A 20,534-nucleotide genomic window follows, 5' to 3' on the forward strand; every position below is an offset into this window, starting at 1 on the left:
GAGTAGCGGCGAGGGTTGCCCGGCGTCTGCGGTGCTGCACGTGACGTACCTCCTCGGGAGGACGGACGGGTTCCGTTCCCTCAGTCGCCGCTGTGCGTGCGCGAGTTGCCGTATCTTTCGGCCAGTTCGGCGACCGTCCGGGCGATCCGCTCCCGTAGTTCGAGCGGTTCGAGCACCTCGATGCCGGTGCCGAGCCGCAGGAAGTCGGCGTGGGCGTGGTCGACGGACTCGATGGGGACGGTGGCCCGGGTCCAACCGTCGTCCTCCGTACGGTGGTCGGCGGTGCGGTCGAGGGTCACGCCGGGCGCCAGCCGGACCAGCGCGCGGCCGGTGCGGAGCCGATCGTGGAAGTCCCGTTGGTAGGCGGCCCAGTATCCGGCGAGGTCGAAGTCGTCGGGGCGGGCGAACTCCTCACCGGTGTCGGCGAGTTGGAGGATCTGGTCGACGCGGAAGGTGCGAGGGCCCGGGCCCGCGACGACGTACCAGCGGCCCGCCTTGAGGACGAGACCGTACGGCTCCAGGCGGCGCTCCACGTCGGTGGGTTCGCGCCAGCGGCGGTACAGGACGTGCAGGGTCCGGCTGTTCCAGACGGCGTCGGCGACCGCCGGGAGGTGGGGCGTGTCATCGGCGTCGGCGTACCAGCCGGGCGCGTCGAGGTGGAAGCGGCCGCTGATCCGGTCGGCGTGTCCGCGCAGTTCCGGTGGCAGGGCGGCGCGGACCTTGAGCTGGGCGGCGGCCAGGACGGAGCCGAGGCCGAGCTGGGCGGCGGGGCCCGGGGCGCCGGCGAGGAAGAGGGCCTCGGCCTCGTCGGCGGTGAGTCCGGTGAGGCGGGTGCGGTAGCCGTCGAGGAGGCGGTAGCCACCGGCGTGGCCCGCGTCGCCGTACACCGGGATCCCGGCGGCGCCGAGGGCCTCGACGTCCCGGTAGATCGTCCGCACCGACACCTCCAGCTCCTCGGCGAGCTGGGCGGCGGTCATCCGGCCACGGGTCTGGAGCAGCAGGAGGACGGAGACGAGTCGGCTGGACTTCACTGACACAGGATGTCAGTGAAGCGGCCCTAACGTCGCGTCATGCCCTTCAAGGAGAAACTGCTGACCGTGCCACCGCCGATCGAGGTGGCCGGACGGCACATCAAGCGCTACCACGTCACCGCCGACCCGGCGGGCATCGCGCCCGAGGTCGAGAAGGCGGCGTACGAGATCCTGCCGGAGCTGCTGCCCGAACCGGACGGCACTCCCCCGGCGACCTTCGTCGTCCTGCACCGGGGCGGGGACGACGGCGCCTATCTGAACGTCTACAGCTGGGTCTGGGACAACGTCCTGCACTTCAAGGGCGCCTCGGCGGGCCAGCCGGCCCTCGGCTGCCCGGACCGGGACCCCACCCACTTCATCAAGCCTGACCTGCCGTGGATCGGCTGCGTCTGGGAACTCCCCCCGATCCAGCACGAGCGGGACGCCTGGATACGCCACATACTCGCGCCCGAAGTCCCGGACCTGACGGGCTACCTGGCCGACTCCCTGCCCGAGGGAACCACTGGAGACCGCACATGAGCAGCCCGAACGACTTCGACTTCTTCCACGGCGAGTGGGTGGTCCGCCACCACCGCCGCACCGACTTCCTCGACCCGGAGAGCGACTGGGAGGAGTTCCCCGGGACCAGCCGCTGCTGGTCGCTGTTCGACGGGGCCGCGAACCTCGACGAGGTCGACATGCCGCATCTGTCGGCGAAGGGGGCGACCCTGCGGCTCTTCGACCGGGAGAGCGGGCAGTGGTCGCTGTACTGGGCGTCCAGTGTCACCGGCACGCTGTTCCCGCCGGTCGTCGGCGGCTTCGAGGGCGGTCGCGGGGAGTTCCACGGCTTCGACAGCTACAGCGGCAAGGACGTGTGGGTGCGGTTCGAGTGGTCGGGGCTGTCGGTGGGGTCGGCCCGCTGGGAGCAGGCGTTCTCCATCGACGACGGGGAGACCTGGCTGACCAACTGGATCATGGAGTTCACCCGGGCTTTCGGAACGCCCGAAGGCTGAACACCGGGTCGGGCCGGGCGCGGTCCTGGTCGGGGAGTCGCGCGAGGCGGTCGGCGAACCCGTCGGCGAGCGCCCCGCCCGGCGGCACACTGACGAACCAGCCCCGGCGCAGGTCGGCGACCGTGCGGCGGGGGCTGCGGCCCTGCCCGTGCCCGGTGAAGCGGGCCTGTCCTGCGGGGACCAGGCCGTGGGCGAGGGCGCAGGACTCGACGAGGGCCGCCGTGTCCCGGGCCGGGCGGCGCGGCCGGGCGGCCATGACCGCGTCGATGTCACTGCCCACATTGTGGGCGGCGGCCTTGTCGACGGTGGTGACATAGACCCCGCCGGGCCGGAGCATCCGGGCGCACTCGCCGATGATGGTCCGTACGTCCTCGGCGGTCGGGGCGAGGTGCAGCAGCCACACGCTGCTGACCGCGTCGAACCGGCCGTCCCGGAAGGGCAGGCGACGGCTGTCGGCGAGCACCACCGCGCCGGGCACGCGGGCGGCTGCCTGCCTGGCCATCGCGGGTGTGAGGTCGACGCCCGTCACGGACAGGCGGGCGGCGAGCCGGCGCGTCACGATGCCGGTGCCGCAGGCGACATCCAGCAGGTGCAGGGTTCCTTCCGGGAGGAGGCCGAGCACCGCCTCCGCGGCGGCGGCCGCCCGGGGCTCGCCGCCGCGTGAGGCGTCGTAGCGCTCGGCTTCCTTGTCGTAGTCCAGCACCGGCGTCACTGGGCTCCGTGGCCGGGGGCGAGTTCCTCGATCCTGCGGGCCAGGGCGAAGTCCCGCTTGGTCACGGCGGACACGGTGTGCGTGTTCACGGTGAGGGACACCGTGTTGTAGCCCAGGGTGAGGTCGGAGTGGTGGTCGAGCTCCTCCTGGACCTGGGCGATGTGCACGACCATGGCCGTGGCCGCGAAGTGCGAGGGGAGCCGGTAGGAGCGGGCGATGCGGTCGCCTTCCTGTGACCAGCCCGGCAGCTCCGAGAGCCGGTCCTCGATCTCCTTCTGCGACAGCGGTTCGAGGGGCATGGCCTCGCTCCTTCCTGAACGGGAGGGTTCCTCTTCAGCCTGCCACAGTCCGGGCACGACGCCCTGGTCAGACGCATGCCCCCGGGGTCGGCGGCGCACACTTCCGGCGACCGGACGCCAAGGGGGGCCGACATACATCAGGCCTTCGTCCCACGCCGTCCTCGACTACCGTCGTCCTCATGACCCCCGTCCCGTCCCGCGCCACCCGGACCGCCGCCACCCCCGCCGACCAGGGCGTCGGCCCCCTGCTGCGGGCCTGGCGCGAGCAACGCCGGGTCAGCCAGCTGGAGTTGGCGCTGCGGGCGGACTCCTCGGCGCGGCACATCAGCTTCATCGAGACGGGCCGCTCCCGGCCGAGCGAGGAGATGGTGCTGCGGCTGGCCGAGCACCTGGAGGTACCGGTGCGTGAGCGCAACGCGCTGCTGCTGGCCGCCGGCTACGCCCCGCGCTTCCCGGAGACCCCGCTGGACGACCCGGCGCTGGACGCGCTGCGCGCGGGCATGGAACAGCTGATCCAGGGCTACGAGCCCTACCCGGCGCTCGTGGTCGACGCGATGTACAACGTGCACGCCGCCAACCGGGGCATCCTCATGCTCCTCGACGACCTCCCCGAGCATCTCCTCCGGCCCCCGCTCAACGCGATGCGGCTGACCCTGCACCCGGAGGGTCTCGCACCGCGCATCCGCAATCTGCGCGAGTGGCGCGGCCATCTCCTCGCCCAGATGGAACGGCAGATCGCCCTGCACCGCTCCGAGCCGCTGCGCGAGCTGTACGAAGAGGTGGCGGCGTACCCGGTGCCGGATGACGCGCCCGGCGCCGAACCGGCCGAGCCCGTCCCGTACTTCGCGCTGCCGCTGCGGATCGAGCACGAGGGCCGGGTGCTGTCGTTCATCTCCTCCATCGCCACGTTCAACACGCCCATGGACGTGACCGTCGCCGAGCTGGCCATCGAGACGCTGCTCCCGGCCGACCCGGCGACGGTCAAGTACCTTCAGTCGCTGCTACCCTGACGGATCCTCAGGGCCGCGTACTGCAGCCCGGCGAACCCGGCGACGGTGAGCGCCTGGAGCACCGTCCACACCGCGCCCGTCGTGGTCGGCGACAGCCACAGCGTGAGCGCGACGAGGCTCAGCACGGTCCAGGCGAGGTTGGCCTCGATCGCGGCCCGTACCGGGAGGTCGGCGGGGCGGGCGCGGGAGGCGAGGAACGCGACGGCACCGGCGTACGCGGCGAGGAACGCGCCCAGGATCAGCAGCAGTTCCCGGTCGACGCCGAGCAGCCGTCCCAGCGGGCCGGACGCGACGAGATAGGCCAGCCCGTTCGCCCCGGTCACCACCGCGTCCAGGGCCAGGAAGCGGCGCAGCACGGTCTGCGGGTCGGAGGTCCGGGCGAGGGCGGCGAGCGAGGTGGCGGACATGGTGAATCACCCTCCGTCGAGGTCGGGTTGCGGTGGTGGGGCCGGGTCCCGGGACGGAGTGCGCCGGCCCGGGATCCGGTGCCTCAACGGTCTCGCGGACGGGCGGGCAGGTCGATTACCTGGCGGGTAATGACCGCGTCACCCGCACACGACCCCGTCCGCCCCCACCGGAAACCGGAACATGGCACACTGCACCCCGTACTTTCGGCGCGTAGGGGAGGCGTGGCGTGAGTGAGCGGCGGCCGGCCCCGACGGTGGGCCAGGTGGTGCTCGGTAAACGCTTGCAGGAGTTGCGGGAGGCGTCAGGGCTGGGCCGTGACGAGGCCGCGAGGGTGCTGCGCGTCACCGCGGCGACCGTACGGCGGATGGAGACGGCCGAGGTCGCCCTGAAGGTCCCGTACGTACAGGTGCTCCTCGAGACGTACGGCGTACCGGAGGACGAGGCCGCCGCGTTCGTGTCGCTGACCGAGGAGGCGAACCAGCCGGGCTGGTGGCAGCGGTTCCACGATGTGCTGCCGGACTGGTTCAGCCTGTATGTGAGCCTGGAGGGCGCCGCCCGCATCATCCGGTCCTATGAGCCGCACTTCGTGCCCGGACTGCTCCAGACCGAGGAGTACGCCCGTGGCGTCCTGGAGGCGGGGACGATAGGGCAGGCGGGGCCGGAGACGATAGAGCGCCATGTGTCGCTGCGCATGGAGCGCCAGCGGCTGCTGGAGCGCGCGGAGCCGCCGCACCTGTGGGTGATCATGGACGAGACGGTGCTGCGGCGGCCGGTGAGCGGCGGTGGCGCGGTGATGCGGGGCCAGGTCGACAAGCTGCTGGAGTTCGCCGAGCGGGACCGGATCACGCTGCAGATCGCCGAGTTCGCCTCCGGCCCGCACCCGGGGACGTACGCGCCCTTCACGCTGTTCCGGTTCGCCGAGCCTGAGCTGCCCGACATGGTCTACACGGAGTATCTGAGCGGCGCCTTGTATCTGGACTCCCGCAGGGAGGTCGCGGCGCATCTGGAGGTCCTGGACCACATGTCGACGGCCGCCGCGTCGGCCGAGCGCACGAAGAAGATCCTGCGGGAGTACCGCGAGGACTGCTGACCCCCTGCTGACCGCCGAGGAGACGACCCCACATGTCCGGATCCGAGTCCGCGCCCACCCGTATCGACACCAGCCGGCCGCATCCGGCGCGCGTCTACGACTGGTGGCTGGGCGGCAAGGACAACTACCCGGTGGACGAGGAACTGGCCCGCAGGATCCTCGCCGCGGACAGCACGGTCCTGCGCGGGGCGCGGGCCAACCGCCGGTTCATGCACCGGGCCGTGCGCACCGTCGCCGAGGCCGGGATCCGCCAGTTCCTGGACATCGGCACGGGCATCCCCACCGAGCCCAATCTGCACCAGGTCGCGTAGGGCGTCGCCCCGGATTGCAAGGTCGTCTACGCGGACAACGACCCGATCGTGCTGCGGCACGCGGAGGCGCTGCTGCACGGGTCGGCTCAGGGCCGCACGAGCTATGTGCACGCCGACGTCCGTGACATCGACGCCCTGCTGGGCCGGGCGAGGGAGTCCCTCGACTTCGCCGAGCCGATCGCGCTGTCCCTCGTCGCCCTGACGCACTACCTGAGCGACGACGGCGACGACGTGTACGGCCTGCTCCAGCGATACGTCGCCGCGCTCGCCCCGGGCAGCCATCTGATCCTCTCCCAGGTCACCCCCGATCTGAACCCCGCAGCGATCGACAAGGCCGCCGAACACTTCCGGCGCGGCGGCACCCCGTTCCACCCCCGCTCCCTGCCCGAGTTCTCCCGCTTCTTCGACGGCCTGGAGCTGCTCGGCCCCGGCATCATCCCCGTCTACGGCTGGCGCCCCGGGCCGGAGGACGTGGCGGCCCAGGCGGAGGGCATCGTGCCCGTGTACGCGGGGGTCGCCCGCAAGCCCTGACCCGTACGGGTGCCGGGACGGGGTTCTCCGACCCGTACGGGTGCCGTGAACAGGTGCGCTTCCCCGCCCCGCCCTAGGTTCGGGACCAGGGCAACCAAGGGAGCGCCTGTGACCGACACCCGGATACCGCCCGGCCCGCCCACGCCGCCCGCCGAGCCGGGCGCGGCGCTGCTGAAGGCCGGCAGGTTCTTCCGGCCCGGCACGCCCGCGCCCGATCTGCACAGCGTGGCGCTGACCGGCGGGCGGGAGGCGGACGCCTTCTACCGGGACCGCTGGAGCCACGACAAGGTCGTGAACTCCACACACGGCGTGAACTGCACCGGCTCCTGCCGCTGGAAGGTGTACGTCAAGGACGGCATCATCACCTGGGAGACCCAGCAGACCGACTATCCGAGCGTGGGCCCGGACCGCCCCGAGTACGAGCCCCGCGGCTGCCCGCGCGGCGCCGCCTTCTCCTGGTACACCTACTCCCCCACCCGGGTCCGCTACCCGTACGTCCGCGGGGTGCTCCTGAAGCTGTACCGGGAGGCGAAGGAACGCCTCGGCGACCCCGTCCGCGCCTGGGCGGACATCCAGGACGACCCCGAGCGCCGCCGCGAGTACCAGCGGGCACGCGGCAAGGGCGGTCTGATACGGGCGAGTTGGGACGAGGCGATAGAGATCGTCGCCGCCGCCCACGTCCACACCATCAAGGCGTACGGCCCGGACCGCATCGCCGGTTTCTCCCCCATCCCCGCGATGTCGATGGTGTCGCACGCGGCGGGCGCCCGCTTCCACTCCCTCATCGGCGCCCCCATGCTCTCCTTCTACGACTGGTACGCCGATCTGCCGGTCGCCTCCCCGCAGGTCTTCGGCGACCAGACCGACGTACCGGAGTCGGGCGACTGGTGGGACGCCGCGTATCTGATCATGTGGGGCTCGAACGTCCCGGTGACCCGCACCCCGGACGCGCACTGGATGGCGGAGGCCCGCTACCGGGGCCAGAAGGTCGTGGTGGTCGCGCCCGACTACGCCGACAACGCCAAGTTCGCCGACGAGTGGCTGCACCCGCACCCGGGCACGGACGGCGCGCTGGCCCTCGCGATGGGGCATGTCGTCCTCAAGGAGTTCTTCGTCGACCGCGACACCCCGTTCTTCGCGGACTACGTACGGCAGTTCACCGACCTGCCCTTCCTGGTCACCCTGGAGAAGCGGGACGGCGGCGCCTACGTCCCCGCGAAGTTCCTGCGCGCCTCCGACCTCGGCCAGGAGGGCGAGGGCGCCGAGTGGAAGACGGTCGTACTGGACGAGGCGTCCGGCCGCGCCGTCGCCCCGAACGGCTCCCTCGGCTTCCGCTGGACCGAGTCGGGAAAGGGCCGGTGGAATCTCGAACTCGGCGACATACGACCGAAGTTGAGCCTGTACGGCATTGCGGTGGCCGGTGGGGTCGAGGTGCTGCTCCCCCGCTTCGACACCGAGGGCGGGGCGCACGGGCAGGGGCGCGGGGACGTCGTACGCCGTGGTGTCCCGGCGACGAGGCTCGGCGGCGCCGAGGGCCCTCTGGTGACGACCGTCTTCGATCTGCTGCTCGCGCAGTACGGGGTGGCACGGCCGGGCCTGCCGGGCCGCTGGCCCGCGTCGTACGACGACGCCGAGGCTCCCGGCACCCCGGCCTGGCAGGAGACGCACACCTCCGTCCCGGCGGCCAAGTGCGTAAGGATCGCAAGGGAGTTCGCGCGGACGGCGGAGCGGTCGCAGGGCCGTTGCATGATCCTTATGGGCGCGGGCACCAACCACTGGTTCCACTCCGAGACGATCTACCGCGCCTTTCTCGCCCTGCTCCAGCTCACCGGCTGCCAGGGGCGCAACGGCGGCGGCTGGGCGCACTACGTGGGCCAGGAGAAGTGCCGTCCGGTGACCGGCTGGGCGACGCTCGCCGCCGCCTCGGACTGGTCGCGTCCGCCGCGGCAGATGATCGGCACGGCGTACTGGTTCCTCAACACCGACCAGTGGCGCTACGACCGGTTCACGGCCGATGTGCTCGCCTCGCCGCTGGGTGCGGGGCGCTTCGGGGGGATGACGGGCGCGGACTGTCTCGCGCTGTCGGCGCGGGCGGGGTGGATGCCGTCGTATCCGACGTTCGACCGCAATCCGCTGGAGCTGGGCGAGGTGTTCGGCGACCAGGTGGCGCGGGTGGTGGCCGAACTGCGCGCGGGCACCCTGAAGTTCGCCTGCGAGGATCCGGACGCGCCGGAGAACTGGCCGCGGATCGTGACGCTGTGGCGGGCCAATCTGCTGGGTTCGTCGGCGAAGGGCGCGGAGTACTTCACCCGGCATCTGCTGGGGACGCAGTCGTCACTCCAGGCCGAGGAGGCGCCGGAGGACGTCCGGCCGAGGGATGTGACCTGGCGCGACGAGGCGCCCGAGGGCAAGCTCGATCTGCTGCTGTCGCTGGACTTCCGGCAGACCTCGTCGACGCTGCTGTCGGACGTCGTCCTGCCGGCCGCCACCTGGTACGAGAAGCACGACCTGTCCAGCACGGACATGCACCCCTACGTGCATTCCTTCACCCCGGCCGTGGATCCGCCGTGGCAGGCGCGCACCGACTTCGACGCCTTCAAGGCGCTCGCCGAGCGGTTCAGCGAACTCGCCGTCGACCATCTCGGCGTACGCAAGGACCTGGTGGCGACCCCGCTCCAGCACGACACGCCGGGCGAGATCGCCCAGCCGGGCGGGGTCGCACTGGACTGGCGGCGCGGGGAGTGCGATCCGGTGCCCGGGAAGACCATGCCTCAACTGACCGTCGTGGAACGGGACTACACGGCGATCGGCGCCAAGTTCGCCTCGCTGGGCCCGCTGGCGGAGCAACTCGGCCTGCCCGCGAAGGGCATCACGCTGAGGCCGGACCAAGAAGTCGAGGACCTGCGGCAGCTGAACGGCGTCACCGCCGACGGCCGCCCCCTGCTCGACACGGCCGTGAAGGCGGCGAACACCATCCTCGCCCTGTCCGGCACCACCAACGGCCGCCTCGCCACCCAGGGCTTCCGCACCCTGGAGGCCCGCACCGGGCAGGAGATGGCACACCTCGCGGCCGAGCACGAGGGCAAGCGGGTCACATACGCGGACACCCAGGCGGCACCCGTGCCGGTGATCACCTCGCCGGAGTGGTCGGGCAGCGAGTCGGGCGGGCGCCGCTACACCGCCTTCACCCTCAACACCGAGCACCTCAAGCCCTGGCACACCCTCACCGGCCGCCAGCACTTCTTCCTGGACCACGACTGGATACACGAGCTGGGCGAGGCGCTCCCCGTCTACCGGCCGCCGCTGGACATGAACAAGCTGTTCGGCGAACCCCGCCTCGGCCCGGACGGGCAACGGGAGGTGACGGTCCGTTACCTCACCCCGCACAACAAGTGGTCCATCCACTCCGAGTACCAGGACAACCTGTTCATGCTGGCCCTGTCCCGGGGCGGCCAGAACATCTGGATGTCCCCGCAGGACGCGGAGGCGATCGGCGTCGCCGACAACGACTGGATCGAGGCGGTCAACCGCAATGGCGTGGTCGTCGCCCGGGCCGTCGTCTCACACCGCATCCCGCACGGCACCGTCTATATGCACCACGCGCAGGAACGCACGGTCGCCGTCCCCAAGACCGAGACCACCGGCCGGCGCGGCGGCATCCACAACTCGCTCACCCGGCTCATCCTCAAGCCGTCCCACCTCGTCGGCGGCTACGCCCAGCTCTCCTGGGCGTTCAACTACCTGGGCCCGACGGGCAACCAGCGCGACGAGGTGACGGTGATCCGCCGTCGCAGCCAGGAGGTCGAGTACTGATGCGTCCGATGGCCCAGATAGCGATGGTGATGAACCTCGACAAGTGCATCGGCTGCCACACCTGCTCGGTCACCTGCAAGCAGGCGTGGACCAACCGCCGTGGCATGGAGTACGTCTGGTTCAACAACGTCGAGACCCGCCCCGGCCAGGGGTATCCGCGCCGCTACGAGGACCAGGAGCGCTGGCGCGGCGGCTGGGAGCTGAACCGGCGCGGCGCCCTGAAACTCAAGGCGGGCGGACGCTTCCGCAAGCTCGCCGGGATCTTCTCCAACCCCGAACTGCCGGAGATCAAGGACTACTACGAGCCCTGGACGTACGACTACAAGAACCTCACCGACGCCCCGCTCGGCGACGACTACCCGGTCGCGAGGCCCGTCTCCCAGCTCGACGGCAAGCCGATGAAGATCGAGTGGTCGTCGAACTGGGACGACAACCTCGCCGGCGCCCCCGCCTACGGCGATCTCGACCCGATGGTGGAGCGGACGCGCACAGAGGCGTCGGAGAAGGTGCGGTTCGAGTTCGAGCAGAGCTTCATGTTCTATCTGCCGCGCATCTGCGAGCACTGCCTGAACCCGTCCTGTGTGGCGTCGTGCCCGTCGGGGGCGATGTACAAGCGGGCGGAGGACGGCATCGTCCTCGTGGACCAGGACCGCTGCCGGGGCTGGCGGATGTGCGTGACGGGATGCCCGTACAAGAAGGTGTACTTCAACCACGCCACCGGCAAGGCCGAGAAGTGCACGATGTGCTATCCGCGCGTCGAGGTCGGTCTGCCGACGGTCTGCTCGGAGACGTGCGTGGGCCGGCTGCGCTATCTCGGGGTGGTGCTGTACGACGCGGACCGGGTGACGGCCGCGGCCTCCGTGCCGCGTGAACGGGACCTGTACGAGGCGCAGTTGGGCGTCTTCCTCGACCCCGAGGACCGTGAGGTGCGGCGGGCGTGCGAGACCGCGGGGATCCCGTACGACTGGCTGGAGGCGGCCAGACGGTCGCCGGTGCACGCGCTGATCAGCAAGTACCGGGTGGCGCTGCCGCTGCATCCGGAGTACCGGACGATGCCGATGGTCTGGTACATCCCGCCGCTGTCGCCGGTGGTGGACGCGCTGTCGGAGACCGGGCACGACGGGGAGGACGCGGGCAATCTGTTCGGCGCGATCGACGCGCTGCGCATCCCGCTCGAATACCTGGCGGAGCTGTTCACGGCCGGTGCCATCGGCCCGGTCCGTGCCTCGCTGGAGAAGCTCGCCGCGATGCGCTCCCATATGCGGGCCATCAACCTCGGGGAGGAGCCGGACCCCTCGGTGCCGGACGCCGTGGGCATGGCGGCCGGGGAGATCGAGGACATGTACCGGCTGCTCGCGGTCGCCAAGTACGAGGACCGGTACGTCATTCCGACGGCGGCCGTCGCGGATGCCCGGCGCCTGGAGGAGTCGGCGCTCCCCGAGGGGTGCAGCCTCGACTTCGAGGGCGGGCCCGGGATGGGCGGGGACGGCCCCTTCGGCCAGGACTCGGGCCGCAAACTGCTGCCCCTAGTCCCCGTCGAGAACTTCCACATGCTGCGCAGAAGACAGACCGCCGACGACGCGGCCGAGATCGAGGAGACCTGATGCCGTCCTTCGATGTGCTCTACCAGGCGGCCGCGCTCTGCCTGACCTACCCCGACGACGACTTCCGCGCCCGGCTGCCCCTGCTGCGCGAAGCCGCCCCGCAATTGCGGGAGTTCACCGACCACGCCACCGTCACACCACCGGACGAACTGGCCGCGCACTACGTCCAGGTCTTCGACCTCAAGAACCGCCACAGCCTGTATCTGACCTGGTGGCTCGACGGGGACACCCGGCGGCGCGGCATGTCCCTGGTCCGCCTGAAAGAGCTGTACCGCGCGCACGGCCTGGAGTTCACCGGCGAGGAACTGCCCGACTTCCTGCCCGCGGTCCTGGAGTTCACGGCCCGCACCGGCAACACCGATCTGCTCCTCGAACACCAGGAGTGCCTGGAGCAGCTCCGCGCCCGGCTCACCGACTTCGGCACACCGTACGCGTCCGTCCTGGACGCCGTGTGCGCCACACTGCCGACCGCGCCGACGGGGACCCGCCCATGACGACACTGCTCTGGGGCGTCCTGCCCTACGTCACCTTCGCCCTGCTGGTCGCCGGCCTGATCTGGCGCCACCGCTACGACCGCTTCGGCTGGACCACCCGCTCGTCCCAGATCTACGAGTCGAGGCTCCTCAACATCGCCTCGCCCGCCTTCCACTACGGCATCCTGTTCGTGCTGGTGGGCCATCTGGTGGGCCTGTTCATCCCGGAGACCTGGACGCACTCGCTGGGCGTCAGCGAGCACACGTACCACCTGTTCTCCCTCTACGGCGGTACGGCCGCCGGGGTCCTGACGGTCGCCGGGATCGTGCTGCTGATCTACCGCCGCCGCACCAACGCCCCGGTGTTCCGGGCGACCACTGCCAACGACAAGCTGATGTACCTCGTGCTGGTCGCAGCGATCGTGATGGGCATGGTCGCCAAGCTGTCCCACAGCTCCGGCGACGGCTACGACTACCGCGAGTCCATCGCCCCCTGGGCCCGCAGTCTGTTCACCCTCCAGCCCGATCTGGACCGGATGGCGGGGGTGCCGGTGCTGTACGAGATCCACATGGTGATCGGCATGGTGTTGATCGCGCTGGTGCCGTACACGCGGCTGGTGCATATGTTCAGCGCGCCGGTGCAGTATCTGTTCCGGCCGTATGTGGTGTACCGCAGCCGCGACCCCAGGCAGCTGGGGCCGCGGCCGGAGCGGCGGGGCTGGGAGAAGACGGGGTCCTAGGCCACTTCTAAGCGGCCCCGCCCTTCTGGTCCTTCTCGTCGTCGACGATCTCGGCATCGACGACATCGTCGTCCGGCGCCGAGGTCTGCTCGGTGCCGGTGGCGCTGTCCTCCGGGGCCTGCTGCGACTGGGCGTACATCGCCTGGCCCATCTTCTGGCTGACGGTGGCGAGTTTCTCGATGCCGGTGCGCAGGGCGTTCGTCTCGGCGTTCTCCTCCAGCTGCTCCTTCAGCTCGGCGATCGCCGACTCGACCTCGCTCTTGGTGTCGGCGGGGACCTTGTCCTCGTTGTCGCGGAGGAACTTCTCGGTCTGGTAGACGAGCTGCTCGCCCTGGTTCCGGGTCTCCGCCGCCTCACGGCGCCCCCGGTCCTCCTCGGCGTACTGCTCGGCCTCCCGCATCATCCGGTCGATGTCGTCCTTGGGCAGCGCCGAGCCGCCGGTCACCGTCATCTTCTGCTCGCGCCCCGTGGCGAGATCCTTGGCGGAGACGTGCATGATCCCGTTGGCGTCGATGTCGAACGCGACCTCGATCTGCGGCACCCCGCGCGGCGCCGGGGGCAGCCCCGTCAGATCGAAGACGCCGAGCTTCTTGTTGTACGAGGCGATCTCGCGTTCGCCCTGGTAGACCTGGATGCCGACCGAGGGCTGGTTGTCGGTGGCGGTGGTGAAGATCTCCGAACGCCGGGTCGGGATGGTCGTGTTGCGCTCGATGAGCTTCGTCATGATGCCGCCCTTGGTCTCGATGCCGAGGGACAGCGGGGTGACGTCGAGCAGGAGGACGTCCTTGACGTCGCCGCGGATGACACCGGCCTGGAGGGCGGCGCCGACGGCCACGACCTCGTCGGGGTTGACGCCCTTGTGGGGGTCCTTGCCGGTGAGTTCCTTCACCAGTTCGGTGACGGCGGGCATCCGGGTGGAGCCGCCGACGAGGATGACGTGGTCGACCGCCGCGAGCTTGATGCCGGCGTCCTTGACGGCCTGGTGGAAGGGGGTCTTGCAGCGGTCGAGGAGATCGGCGGTGAGCTCCTGGAACTGGGCGCGGGTCAGCTTCTCGTCGAGGTGGAGGGGGCCCTCGGCGGAGGCGGTGATGTAGGGCAGGTTGATCGTGGTCTCGGAGGAGCTGGACAGCTCGATCTTGGCTTTCTCGGCGCCCTCGCGCAGCCGCTGCAGGGCCATCTTGTCGTTGCCGAGGTCGATGCCGTTCTGCCCCTTGAACTTCTTGACCAGGTATTCGACGACCCGCTGGTCCCAGTCGTCACCGCCGAGGTGCGTGTCGCCGTTGGTGGCCTTGACCTCGATGACGCCGTCGCCGATCTCCAGCAGGGAGACGTCGAAGGTGCCGCCGCCGAGGTCGAAGACCAGCACGGTCTGCTCCTCGCCGCGGTCCAGGCCGTAGGCGAGGGCGGCGGCCGTGGGCTCGTTGATGATCCTGAGGACCTTCAGGCCCGCGACCTCCCCGGCCTCCTTGGTGGCCTGCCGCTGGGCGTCGTCGAAGTAGGCGGGGACGGTGATCACCGCGTCGGTGACGTCCTCGCCGAGATAGGACTCGGCGTCCCGCTTCAGCTTCTGCAGCACCCGGGCGGACAGCTCCTGGGCCCGGTAGCGGGTGCCGTCGATGTCGCCCTGATCGGGGAAGCGCCAGTTCCCGTCGCCCATGTACCGCTTCACTGAGCGGGCGGTGCGCTCGACGTTCGTCACCGCCTGCCGTTTGGCCACCTCCCCCACGAGCACCTCGCCGTTCTTGGCGAAGGCCACGACCGACGGTGTGGTCCTGGCCCCCTCCGCATTGGCGACGACCGTGGGTTCGCCGCCCTCCAGGACGGCGACCACCGAGTTCGTGGTCCCGAGATCGATCCCGACCGCGCGTGCCATCGTTGTCCCCTTCCGCCAGGGCACCTCTTGAACACCAGCACAAAACTTGAGTGGGCTCTTGTCAATGGGGCGAATGATCCGGCCGAGGGGCGCCGAACGGGGCCTGAGCGAGCGCTCAGGCCCCCTTGTTCATGCCAGCTTGGCCGACAGCGTGATCGTCGTGCCCGTCAGCGCCTGGCTGACCGGGCAGTTCTTCTTGGCGTCCTCGGCGGCGGCGACGAACGTGTCGTTGTCGATACCGGGAACCGTCCCCTCCACGGTGAGGTGGATGCCGGTGATGCCCTCACCCGGCTGGAAGCTCACATCGGCCGAGGTCACCAGCTTGGTGGGAGGCGTGCCCGCGCCGTTCAGGGCGTGCGACAGGGCCATGGAGAAGCAGCTGGAGTGCGCGGCGGCGATCAGCTCCTCGGGGCTGGTCTTGCCGTTCGCGTCCTGGGAGCGCGAGGCCCAGGTGACCGGCTGCGCGGTGATGGCACCGGAAGAGTCGAATTCGACGACACCCTTGCCCTCGAGCAGGCTGCCTTCCCAGACGGTGTGTGCGGAGCGCGTGGTTGCCACGGTGGGTCCTTCCGATTCTGGCTGTTCTCTTGGGACACCATCCGATCACACTCCGGGTCAACTCACCCGGAAGACCGGCCCACGCGGGGTGAACGGCAGGCGACGACCCTGCGGAATCAGATACGCGTGCTCACGCCGCACCCGCAGCACATCGCACCAGCCGTCCGTGATGACCAGCACCGGGGCGCCCGGCGGAAAGTCGTCCGCCCGTTGCAGCAGATCGATGCCGGGCTGCAGGACCGTACCGCCCCGGCCGTGCACCCTCACCCGCCCCGCGATGTCCGTCACCGGCACATACCCGGCGTCGTACGGTCCCGCGTCGCAGAACACCACCCGCGCCGCCGGTACGTCCCGGGCCTCGGCGTACGAGGCGATCGCGCCCAGCGCCTTGCCGAGCAGGCCCACGCCCATGGAGGCGGAGGTGTCCAGGACGACGCCGAAGGTGCAGCGGGCGATCTCCTCGGGCGGGAAGTAGCGGCCGGCGCGTGGGATGTCGGGGGTCGAGGCCTGGCGGCGGGCGGGACGGGCGTACGTCCGCACCGGCTCGGGGCGGGGCACGAACTCGTCGAACCAGCGGGCCAGTCGCGCGTCCCACGGCAGGGGCGGATGGCTGAGCGCGCGGATCTCCTGGACCAGGCCGCCGGGCAGGAAGCCGCGCTCCTGCTGCTGGTGCAGATCGAGGCCGTGGCCCAGTCCCCTGCGGTAGAACTCGTCGAGGTCGACGTAGTCCCGGGGCGGGCCGAGCGGGGTGCCGAGCACATCGCCGACGCCCTTGCCGCGCAGGGTGGCCAGCCGGCGCATCCGGCGCTGGTCGCCGACGATCCGGTCGTAGACCTCCTCGGCGGACATGCCACTGAACTGGGCGTCGTACAGCAGCCCTTGGGGCATCTCGCCGACCTGCATCTCACGCAGCCAGCCGTTGATGACGTAGTCGCAGGCGACGTTGAAGAGATACGGGTCGCGGGCGCCGCAGCGGTCGCCGTGGCGCAGGGCGGCGTGCAGCATCTCGTGGGCGAGGATGAACCGCCATTCCTCGTCCTCGAAGTGCCGCAGCGGATTGATGTAGATCTCGCCGGCCTCGGCGTTGACGGCGGCGACGGAGATGCCGTGCGCGCGGGTGAGTTCGGCGTCGGCGACGAGCTTGATGCCGGCGGCGAGGCCGCCGAGCAGCGGGTAGGAGGTGATGAACCACTCCAGGGCCCACTGCCAGGGCCGCTTCTTGACCGGTTCGCCGTCCATGGAGTCGCGTCGGCCGCCCGCCAGGTCCATCGCGGTGGACACGGTCCGGGTGAGCGCGGTGGCGAAGGCGAGTTGATGGTCCGGGGGCGACCCGGACCATCCCCTCCACTCCACGAGCAGCAGGTCGGGCTCCGGGCCCGCGGTGCCGCAGCGCTCGTAGGCGGCCGGGATGCCGTCGCGACGCCAGCGTGCGGCGAGCTGTTCCTCGTCGCCGTCCGGGTAGGTCAGGGGCAGGTGGTCGGGGGTCTGCCCCACCGGGAAGGAAAGCAGGAAGCGGTTGACGACGACGCAGCGGGCGGCGAGGTCGGCGCGGTCGGGCTGGACGGGTGTGCCCGTCCTGGCGGGGACGTGGCCGAAGCCGAGGTGCAGGACGGCGTGGGCGATGGCCCAGGCCCAGGTGGCGGGTTCGGCGATGCGGTCCGGGTCGGCGTGCAGGTCGCCTTCGGAGTCGACGCGGACGAGGCCGTCACGGGGCGACTGCTCACAGTTCTCCAGGCGGCAGACGGTGAACTCGACGGTGGCCAGCGCCGGGTTGGCGCGTACGAGGCGCAGGCCCTCGGTGAAGGCCTCCGCCGCGAGGTCCCGCTTCTTCTTCGCCTTCCCCTTGTCGTGAGCACGGCTCATCGGCGCGCCTCCACCAGCCGGGGCATGTCCCGCGCGGCCTCCACCAGGAACCAGGCCGGCAGTACGGGATTGCCGTCGGCGTCGGAGGCGATGACGCTCTGGGCGACCTCGACGGAGATCTCCGCGAGCTGCACCAGCAGCGACTTGGCGCGGTACGCGGTCTGCCGGCCGCTCGCCGACATGTGGTCCTTGCTGACCGGGAGTTCCTTGACCAGTCGGCCACGGAACGACTCGGCGAGGTAGTAGAGCAGGTCTCGGTCCTGCATACGGTGCGGCCAGCGGGCGTCGCCCTTGATGATGGCCTCGATGCCGTACTGGCTGCGCACGATCTTGACGTAGCCGCAGAACGCGGTGGCGTGCGCCGGCGTCAGCGTGCCGTGCGCCAGCACCTTCAGGGTCTCCTCGTCGAGGTCGCGCCCGAAGGAGTGCAGCGCGTCGGAGAGCATGTGCCAGGACCGGGGCGTGGAGAACGGCTCCTCGGTCTTCGGCGGCTTGGACCACAGGTGGTCGGGGCGGTCGGTGAGGTGGTCCAGGATCCACGGGTGGATGCCGTTGTCCGCGGCCCACGTCAGCCAGTCCTTGGCGGAGGCCTCCAGGTGGACATGGGCGAGCCGGTTGACCAGCGCGGACGCGATGGGGCGGGCGAGCGCGTTGTCGGTGGCCCGGTTACCGGCGCCGATGACGATGGAGCCCTTCGGCAGTTCGTAGTTGCCGATACGGCGGTCCAGGATCAGCGAGTAGAACGCCTTCTGCACATCCGGGGTGGCCGCGTTCAGCTCGTCCAGGAACAGACAGTACGGCTCGTCGCGGGCGATGGCCTCCGGCGGGCAGAACACCGAGCGCCCGTCCCGGATCTGCGGCACACCGATCAGGTCCTCCGGCGCGAGCTGCGTACCGAGCAGACTCACACACTCCAGGCCCAGCGACTCGGCGAACGCCCTGACGACGGAGGACTTTCCGATGCCGGGGGCGCCCCAGATGAAGACCGGCCGCACGGTGGCGAGGCCGAGCAGCAGTTCGGGGATTCGGGCGGGAGTTACGGTGACGGCAGCCTGCAAAGCAGGGGCTCCTTGGGAGTGTTCGAGTGGTTTGCGACTCGAACAGTGTGTGCCCGCGGCCTCTCGCACGCAGCCGATTTTCAGGCGGCCCGCTCCTCCGGCGCCGTCTCGACCGGCACCTGCGGCCCGTTCGCCTCGCTCAGCCAGCGCCGCAGCACCCGATGCACCTGCTCGGCGCCGACCAGCTCCTCCGCGTCGCCGACCGCCGGGGAGAAGGCGACCGGCGACAGCAGGAACGGTCTGCCCTGGGCGCCCCCCAGTCCCCCGTGCGAGCCGATCTGCTCCTCGAAGGCGAGGACCTCGCCGTCGGCCGGGTCGTAGGACGAGTTGACCATGATGTCGGCGGTGTTCGGGAAGGAGTGCGTGCGGCGCACGGCGTCGGCGGCGCCCCGCCCGAAGGCCTCCAGCGGCCCGAGGTCGCCGTCCAGCCGGTCCAGGGGGATCTCCGCGCCGTACGCGCCGAGCACGACCCCTCCGTGCCGCTCGCTGCGCACCAGCAGGAAGCCGATGCCCGGGTGGTTGGCGAGGGTGGTGAGCAGGGCGGGGTGGCGGGCGTCGATCTCCTCCTTGGTCATCCGGTGCGGGACGTCCGGGAAGGAGACCAGGCCGAGGTTGCCGGAGGCCAGCACGATCGGCTCGGAGCGCCGGGAGGGGCGGTACTGCTCGGCGCCCTCCTCGACGGGCCGGCGCAGCGCCGCGCGCACGGCCGCGCGGGCCTCGGCACCGCTGTGGGTGCGCCGGGCCCGGCGCGGCACGGGCAGCCCGCAGCCGGCCCGCACCAGGTCGGCGAGGCCGAGGCCGTAGCGGGCGCGGAAGGTCTCGCCGGGGCTCTGGCCGTGGTCCGACAGCACGACCAGCCGATACGGCCGCGGCGCGTGCTCGGCGGCCTTCTCGATCAACGCCAGCGCCCGGTCGAGCCGTTCCAGGACCTTCTCGGTGTCGCGGCCGGACGGCCCGGAGTGGTGCGCCACCTCGTCGTACGCCACCAGGTCGGCATAGACGGAGGTGCGCCCGGCGAACATGTCGCCCAGCACCGCGGCGACGACCACGTCCCGCTCCACGACCGTCGCGAAGGCGCGGACCATCGGGTAGAGACCGCCGCGGGAGACTCTGGGCCGGACCTTGCGGACGCGGGACCGGGTGGACTGGCCGATCTCACGGCCGACCTCGGCGACGAAGGACAGGGCGGTGCGCACGGCGTTGGCCGGGTCGGAGAAGTAGGCGAAGTAGCCCGCGCGGGAGCGGTTGCGGCGGTCGCGGCGCCTGGTGGCGATGGACAGCACGAGGGCCTGCTCGTCGGCGCCGCCGCTGAAGAGATTGCCCCGGCTGGCGCCGTCCGCGCTGAGCAGTCCGCCGTCACCGGTGCGGTCGACGGCGCGGCGCTGGAGTTCGGCGGCGCTGGTGGGCCGGTTGCAGACCATCACCTCGCGGGCCGCCTTCTCGTACCACCTGAACGCCGGGACGTCGTGGTTGCTCCCGTGCAGGATGCCGAGCTGGCTGGCGCCGGTCTGGCTGGACCAGTCAGTGCGCCAGGGGGTGAGCCGGTGGGTGGGGCGGGGGCCGTCGAGCCAGCGGGCGACGGTCGGCATCAGCCCCTTGTCGACGGCATCGCGCAGGACGTCGTGGCCGACGCCGTCGAGCTGGATGAAGACGGTGCCGGGGCTGGACGGGCCGGGTGGCAGGGCTCTGCGGCGGCGGTCCGCGAGACGGTACAGGCGGCGTCGGTAGGCGTCGTCGTCCCGTACGGCCAGGGCGGCGCCGGTGGCGGAGGCGACGGCGGACATCACGGCGGCGACGATGACGGCGGTCTCGGGGGCGGCCTCGCTGTCACCGGAGGGCACCAGGCGCAGGGCGACGATCAGCAGGGAGCCGTTGAGGAAGAACACCAGCAGCCCCAGCACCAGCGCCGGGACGAGCAGCAGGAGCCGTACGAGCAGGGGCCACACGAGCGCGGAGAGCAGACCGAAGGCACCGGCGCCGAGGGCCGCGGTCATGGCGATACGGGTGGCGCTGTCGCCGTCCGCGGACTGGAGCTGGAAGTCGGGCAGGATCCCGGCGAGCACGAGCATGGTCACGGTGGAGACCGCCCACACGGTCACACTCCGCCCGACCTGACTGGCAACCCGCCGCCAACGCCCACGCACGCCCAGCCCACCTCACGTCCCGAA

General features: G+C 71.0%; 17 protein-coding genes and 1 pseudogene. 9 read left to right on the forward strand and 9 right to left on the reverse strand.

Annotated elements, in window-relative coordinates:
• Positions 1 to 80: 80 nt before the first annotated feature.
• Positions 81 to 1,031, reverse strand: coding sequence for a helix-turn-helix transcriptional regulator (locus tag IE325_RS02075; RefSeq protein WP_190067879.1), 951 nt, complete (start codon positions 1,029 to 1,031; stop codon positions 81 to 83).
• Between the two features lie 39 nt (positions 1,032 to 1,070).
• Between IE325_RS02075 and IE325_RS02080 the strand changes: the two genes are divergently transcribed.
• Together IE325_RS02080 and IE325_RS02085 are read left to right on the forward strand one after the other, a co-directional pair.
• Complete coding sequence (locus IE325_RS02080) at positions 1,071 to 1,550, forward strand: hypothetical protein (protein WP_190067880.1); 480 nt, start codon at positions 1,071 to 1,073, stop codon at positions 1,548 to 1,550.
• Positions 1,547 to 2,023, forward strand: coding sequence for a hypothetical protein (locus IE325_RS02085; protein ID WP_190067881.1), 477 nt, complete (start codon positions 1,547 to 1,549; stop codon positions 2,021 to 2,023). The genes IE325_RS02080 and IE325_RS02085 overlap by 4 nt, the downstream gene beginning before the upstream one ends.
• Here the strand turns inward: IE325_RS02085 and IE325_RS02090 are convergent.
• Both IE325_RS02090 and IE325_RS02095 read right to left on the reverse strand, forming a co-directional pair.
• On the reverse strand, positions 1,992 to 2,726 hold the full coding sequence (locus tag IE325_RS02090; RefSeq protein ID WP_190068488.1) for a class I SAM-dependent methyltransferase: 735 nt from the start codon (positions 2,724 to 2,726) through the stop codon (positions 1,992 to 1,994). The two genes, IE325_RS02085 and IE325_RS02090, sit on opposite strands and share 32 nt — an antisense overlap.
• A 5-nt stretch (positions 2,727 to 2,731) precedes the next feature.
• A complete protein-coding gene (locus IE325_RS02095; protein WP_190067882.1) occupies positions 2,732 to 3,034 on the reverse strand; it encodes a 4a-hydroxytetrahydrobiopterin dehydratase in 303 nt (100 codons plus the stop codon).
• 179 nt (positions 3,035 to 3,213) lie between these two features.
• Between IE325_RS02095 and IE325_RS02100 the strand changes: the two genes are divergently transcribed.
• Complete coding sequence (locus tag IE325_RS02100; RefSeq protein ID WP_190067883.1) at positions 3,214 to 4,044, forward strand: helix-turn-helix domain-containing protein; 831 nt, start codon at positions 3,214 to 3,216, stop codon at positions 4,042 to 4,044.
• On the opposite strand, the gene IE325_RS02105 is transcribed toward IE325_RS02100, so the two are convergent.
• Positions 4,026 to 4,451: a hypothetical protein gene (locus tag IE325_RS02105; RefSeq protein ID WP_190067884.1), complete on the reverse strand. Its 426-nt coding sequence runs from the start codon at positions 4,449 to 4,451 to the stop codon at positions 4,026 to 4,028. The two genes, IE325_RS02100 and IE325_RS02105, sit on opposite strands and share 19 nt — an antisense overlap.
• A 227-nt stretch (positions 4,452 to 4,678) precedes the next feature.
• Between IE325_RS02105 and IE325_RS02110 the strand changes: the two genes are divergently transcribed.
• From IE325_RS02110 to narI, 6 genes and pseudogenes are all read left to right on the forward strand, one after another.
• Positions 4,679 to 5,542, forward strand: coding sequence for a Sco1979 family transcriptional regulator (locus IE325_RS02110; RefSeq protein ID WP_190067885.1), 864 nt, complete (start codon positions 4,679 to 4,681; stop codon positions 5,540 to 5,542).
• A 32-nt stretch (positions 5,543 to 5,574) separates the two neighbouring features.
• Positions 5,575 to 6,384, forward strand: a pseudogene (locus tag IE325_RS02115) (SAM-dependent methyltransferase).
• Positions 6,385 to 6,492: 108 nt separating this feature from the next.
• Entirely contained in the window at positions 6,493 to 10,197 is a 3,705-nt protein-coding gene (locus IE325_RS02120) for a nitrate reductase subunit alpha (protein ID WP_190067886.1), read from the forward strand.
• On the forward strand, positions 10,197 to 11,801 hold the full coding sequence (gene narH / locus IE325_RS02125) for a nitrate reductase subunit beta (RefSeq protein ID WP_190067887.1): 1,605 nt from the start codon (positions 10,197 to 10,199) through the stop codon (positions 11,799 to 11,801). Before IE325_RS02120 ends, narH begins: the two co-directional genes overlap by 1 nt.
• Positions 11,801 to 12,295 carry a nitrate reductase molybdenum cofactor assembly chaperone gene (gene narJ / locus IE325_RS02130; protein WP_190067888.1) on the forward strand — a complete coding sequence of 165 codons (495 nt, stop codon included), beginning with the start codon at positions 11,801 to 11,803 and terminating at the stop codon, positions 12,293 to 12,295. The genes narH and narJ overlap by 1 nt, the downstream gene beginning before the upstream one ends.
• Positions 12,292 to 13,014, forward strand: a complete 723-nt coding sequence (narI, locus tag IE325_RS02135; RefSeq protein WP_190067889.1) for a respiratory nitrate reductase subunit gamma — start codon at positions 12,292 to 12,294, stop codon at positions 13,012 to 13,014. The genes narJ and narI overlap by 4 nt, the downstream gene beginning before the upstream one ends.
• 7 nt (positions 13,015 to 13,021) lie before the next feature.
• Here narI and dnaK read toward each other — a convergent pair whose 3' ends face one another.
• From dnaK to IE325_RS02160, 5 genes are all read right to left on the reverse strand, one after another.
• On the reverse strand, positions 13,022 to 14,887 hold the full coding sequence (gene dnaK / locus IE325_RS02140) for a molecular chaperone DnaK (RefSeq protein ID WP_190067890.1): 1,866 nt from the start codon (positions 14,885 to 14,887) through the stop codon (positions 13,022 to 13,024).
• Positions 14,888 to 15,016: 129 nt separating this feature from the next.
• Positions 15,017 to 15,445 carry an OsmC family protein gene (locus IE325_RS02145; protein WP_190067891.1) on the reverse strand — a complete coding sequence of 143 codons (429 nt, stop codon included), beginning with the start codon at positions 15,443 to 15,445 and terminating at the stop codon, positions 15,017 to 15,019.
• Positions 15,446 to 15,502: 57 nt separating this feature from the next.
• Entirely contained in the window at positions 15,503 to 17,308 is a 1,806-nt protein-coding gene (locus tag IE325_RS02150; RefSeq protein WP_190067892.1) for a vWA domain-containing protein, read from the reverse strand.
• Positions 17,305 to 18,366: an ATP-binding protein gene (locus tag IE325_RS02155; RefSeq protein WP_190067893.1), complete on the reverse strand. Its 1,062-nt coding sequence runs from the start codon at positions 18,364 to 18,366 to the stop codon at positions 17,305 to 17,307. The genes IE325_RS02150 and IE325_RS02155 overlap by 4 nt, the downstream gene beginning before the upstream one ends.
• 80 nt (positions 18,367 to 18,446) lie before the next feature.
• On the reverse strand, positions 18,447 to 20,459 hold the full coding sequence (locus tag IE325_RS02160; protein WP_229911660.1) for a phage holin family protein: 2,013 nt from the start codon (positions 20,457 to 20,459) through the stop codon (positions 18,447 to 18,449).
• Positions 20,460 to 20,534 lie beyond the last annotated feature (75 nt).

Origin of the sequence: Streptomyces lanatus (assembly GCF_014655715.1) — a bacterium.
GTDB classification, from domain to species: Bacteria; Actinomycetota; Actinomycetes; order Streptomycetales; family Streptomycetaceae; genus Streptomyces; species Streptomyces lanatus.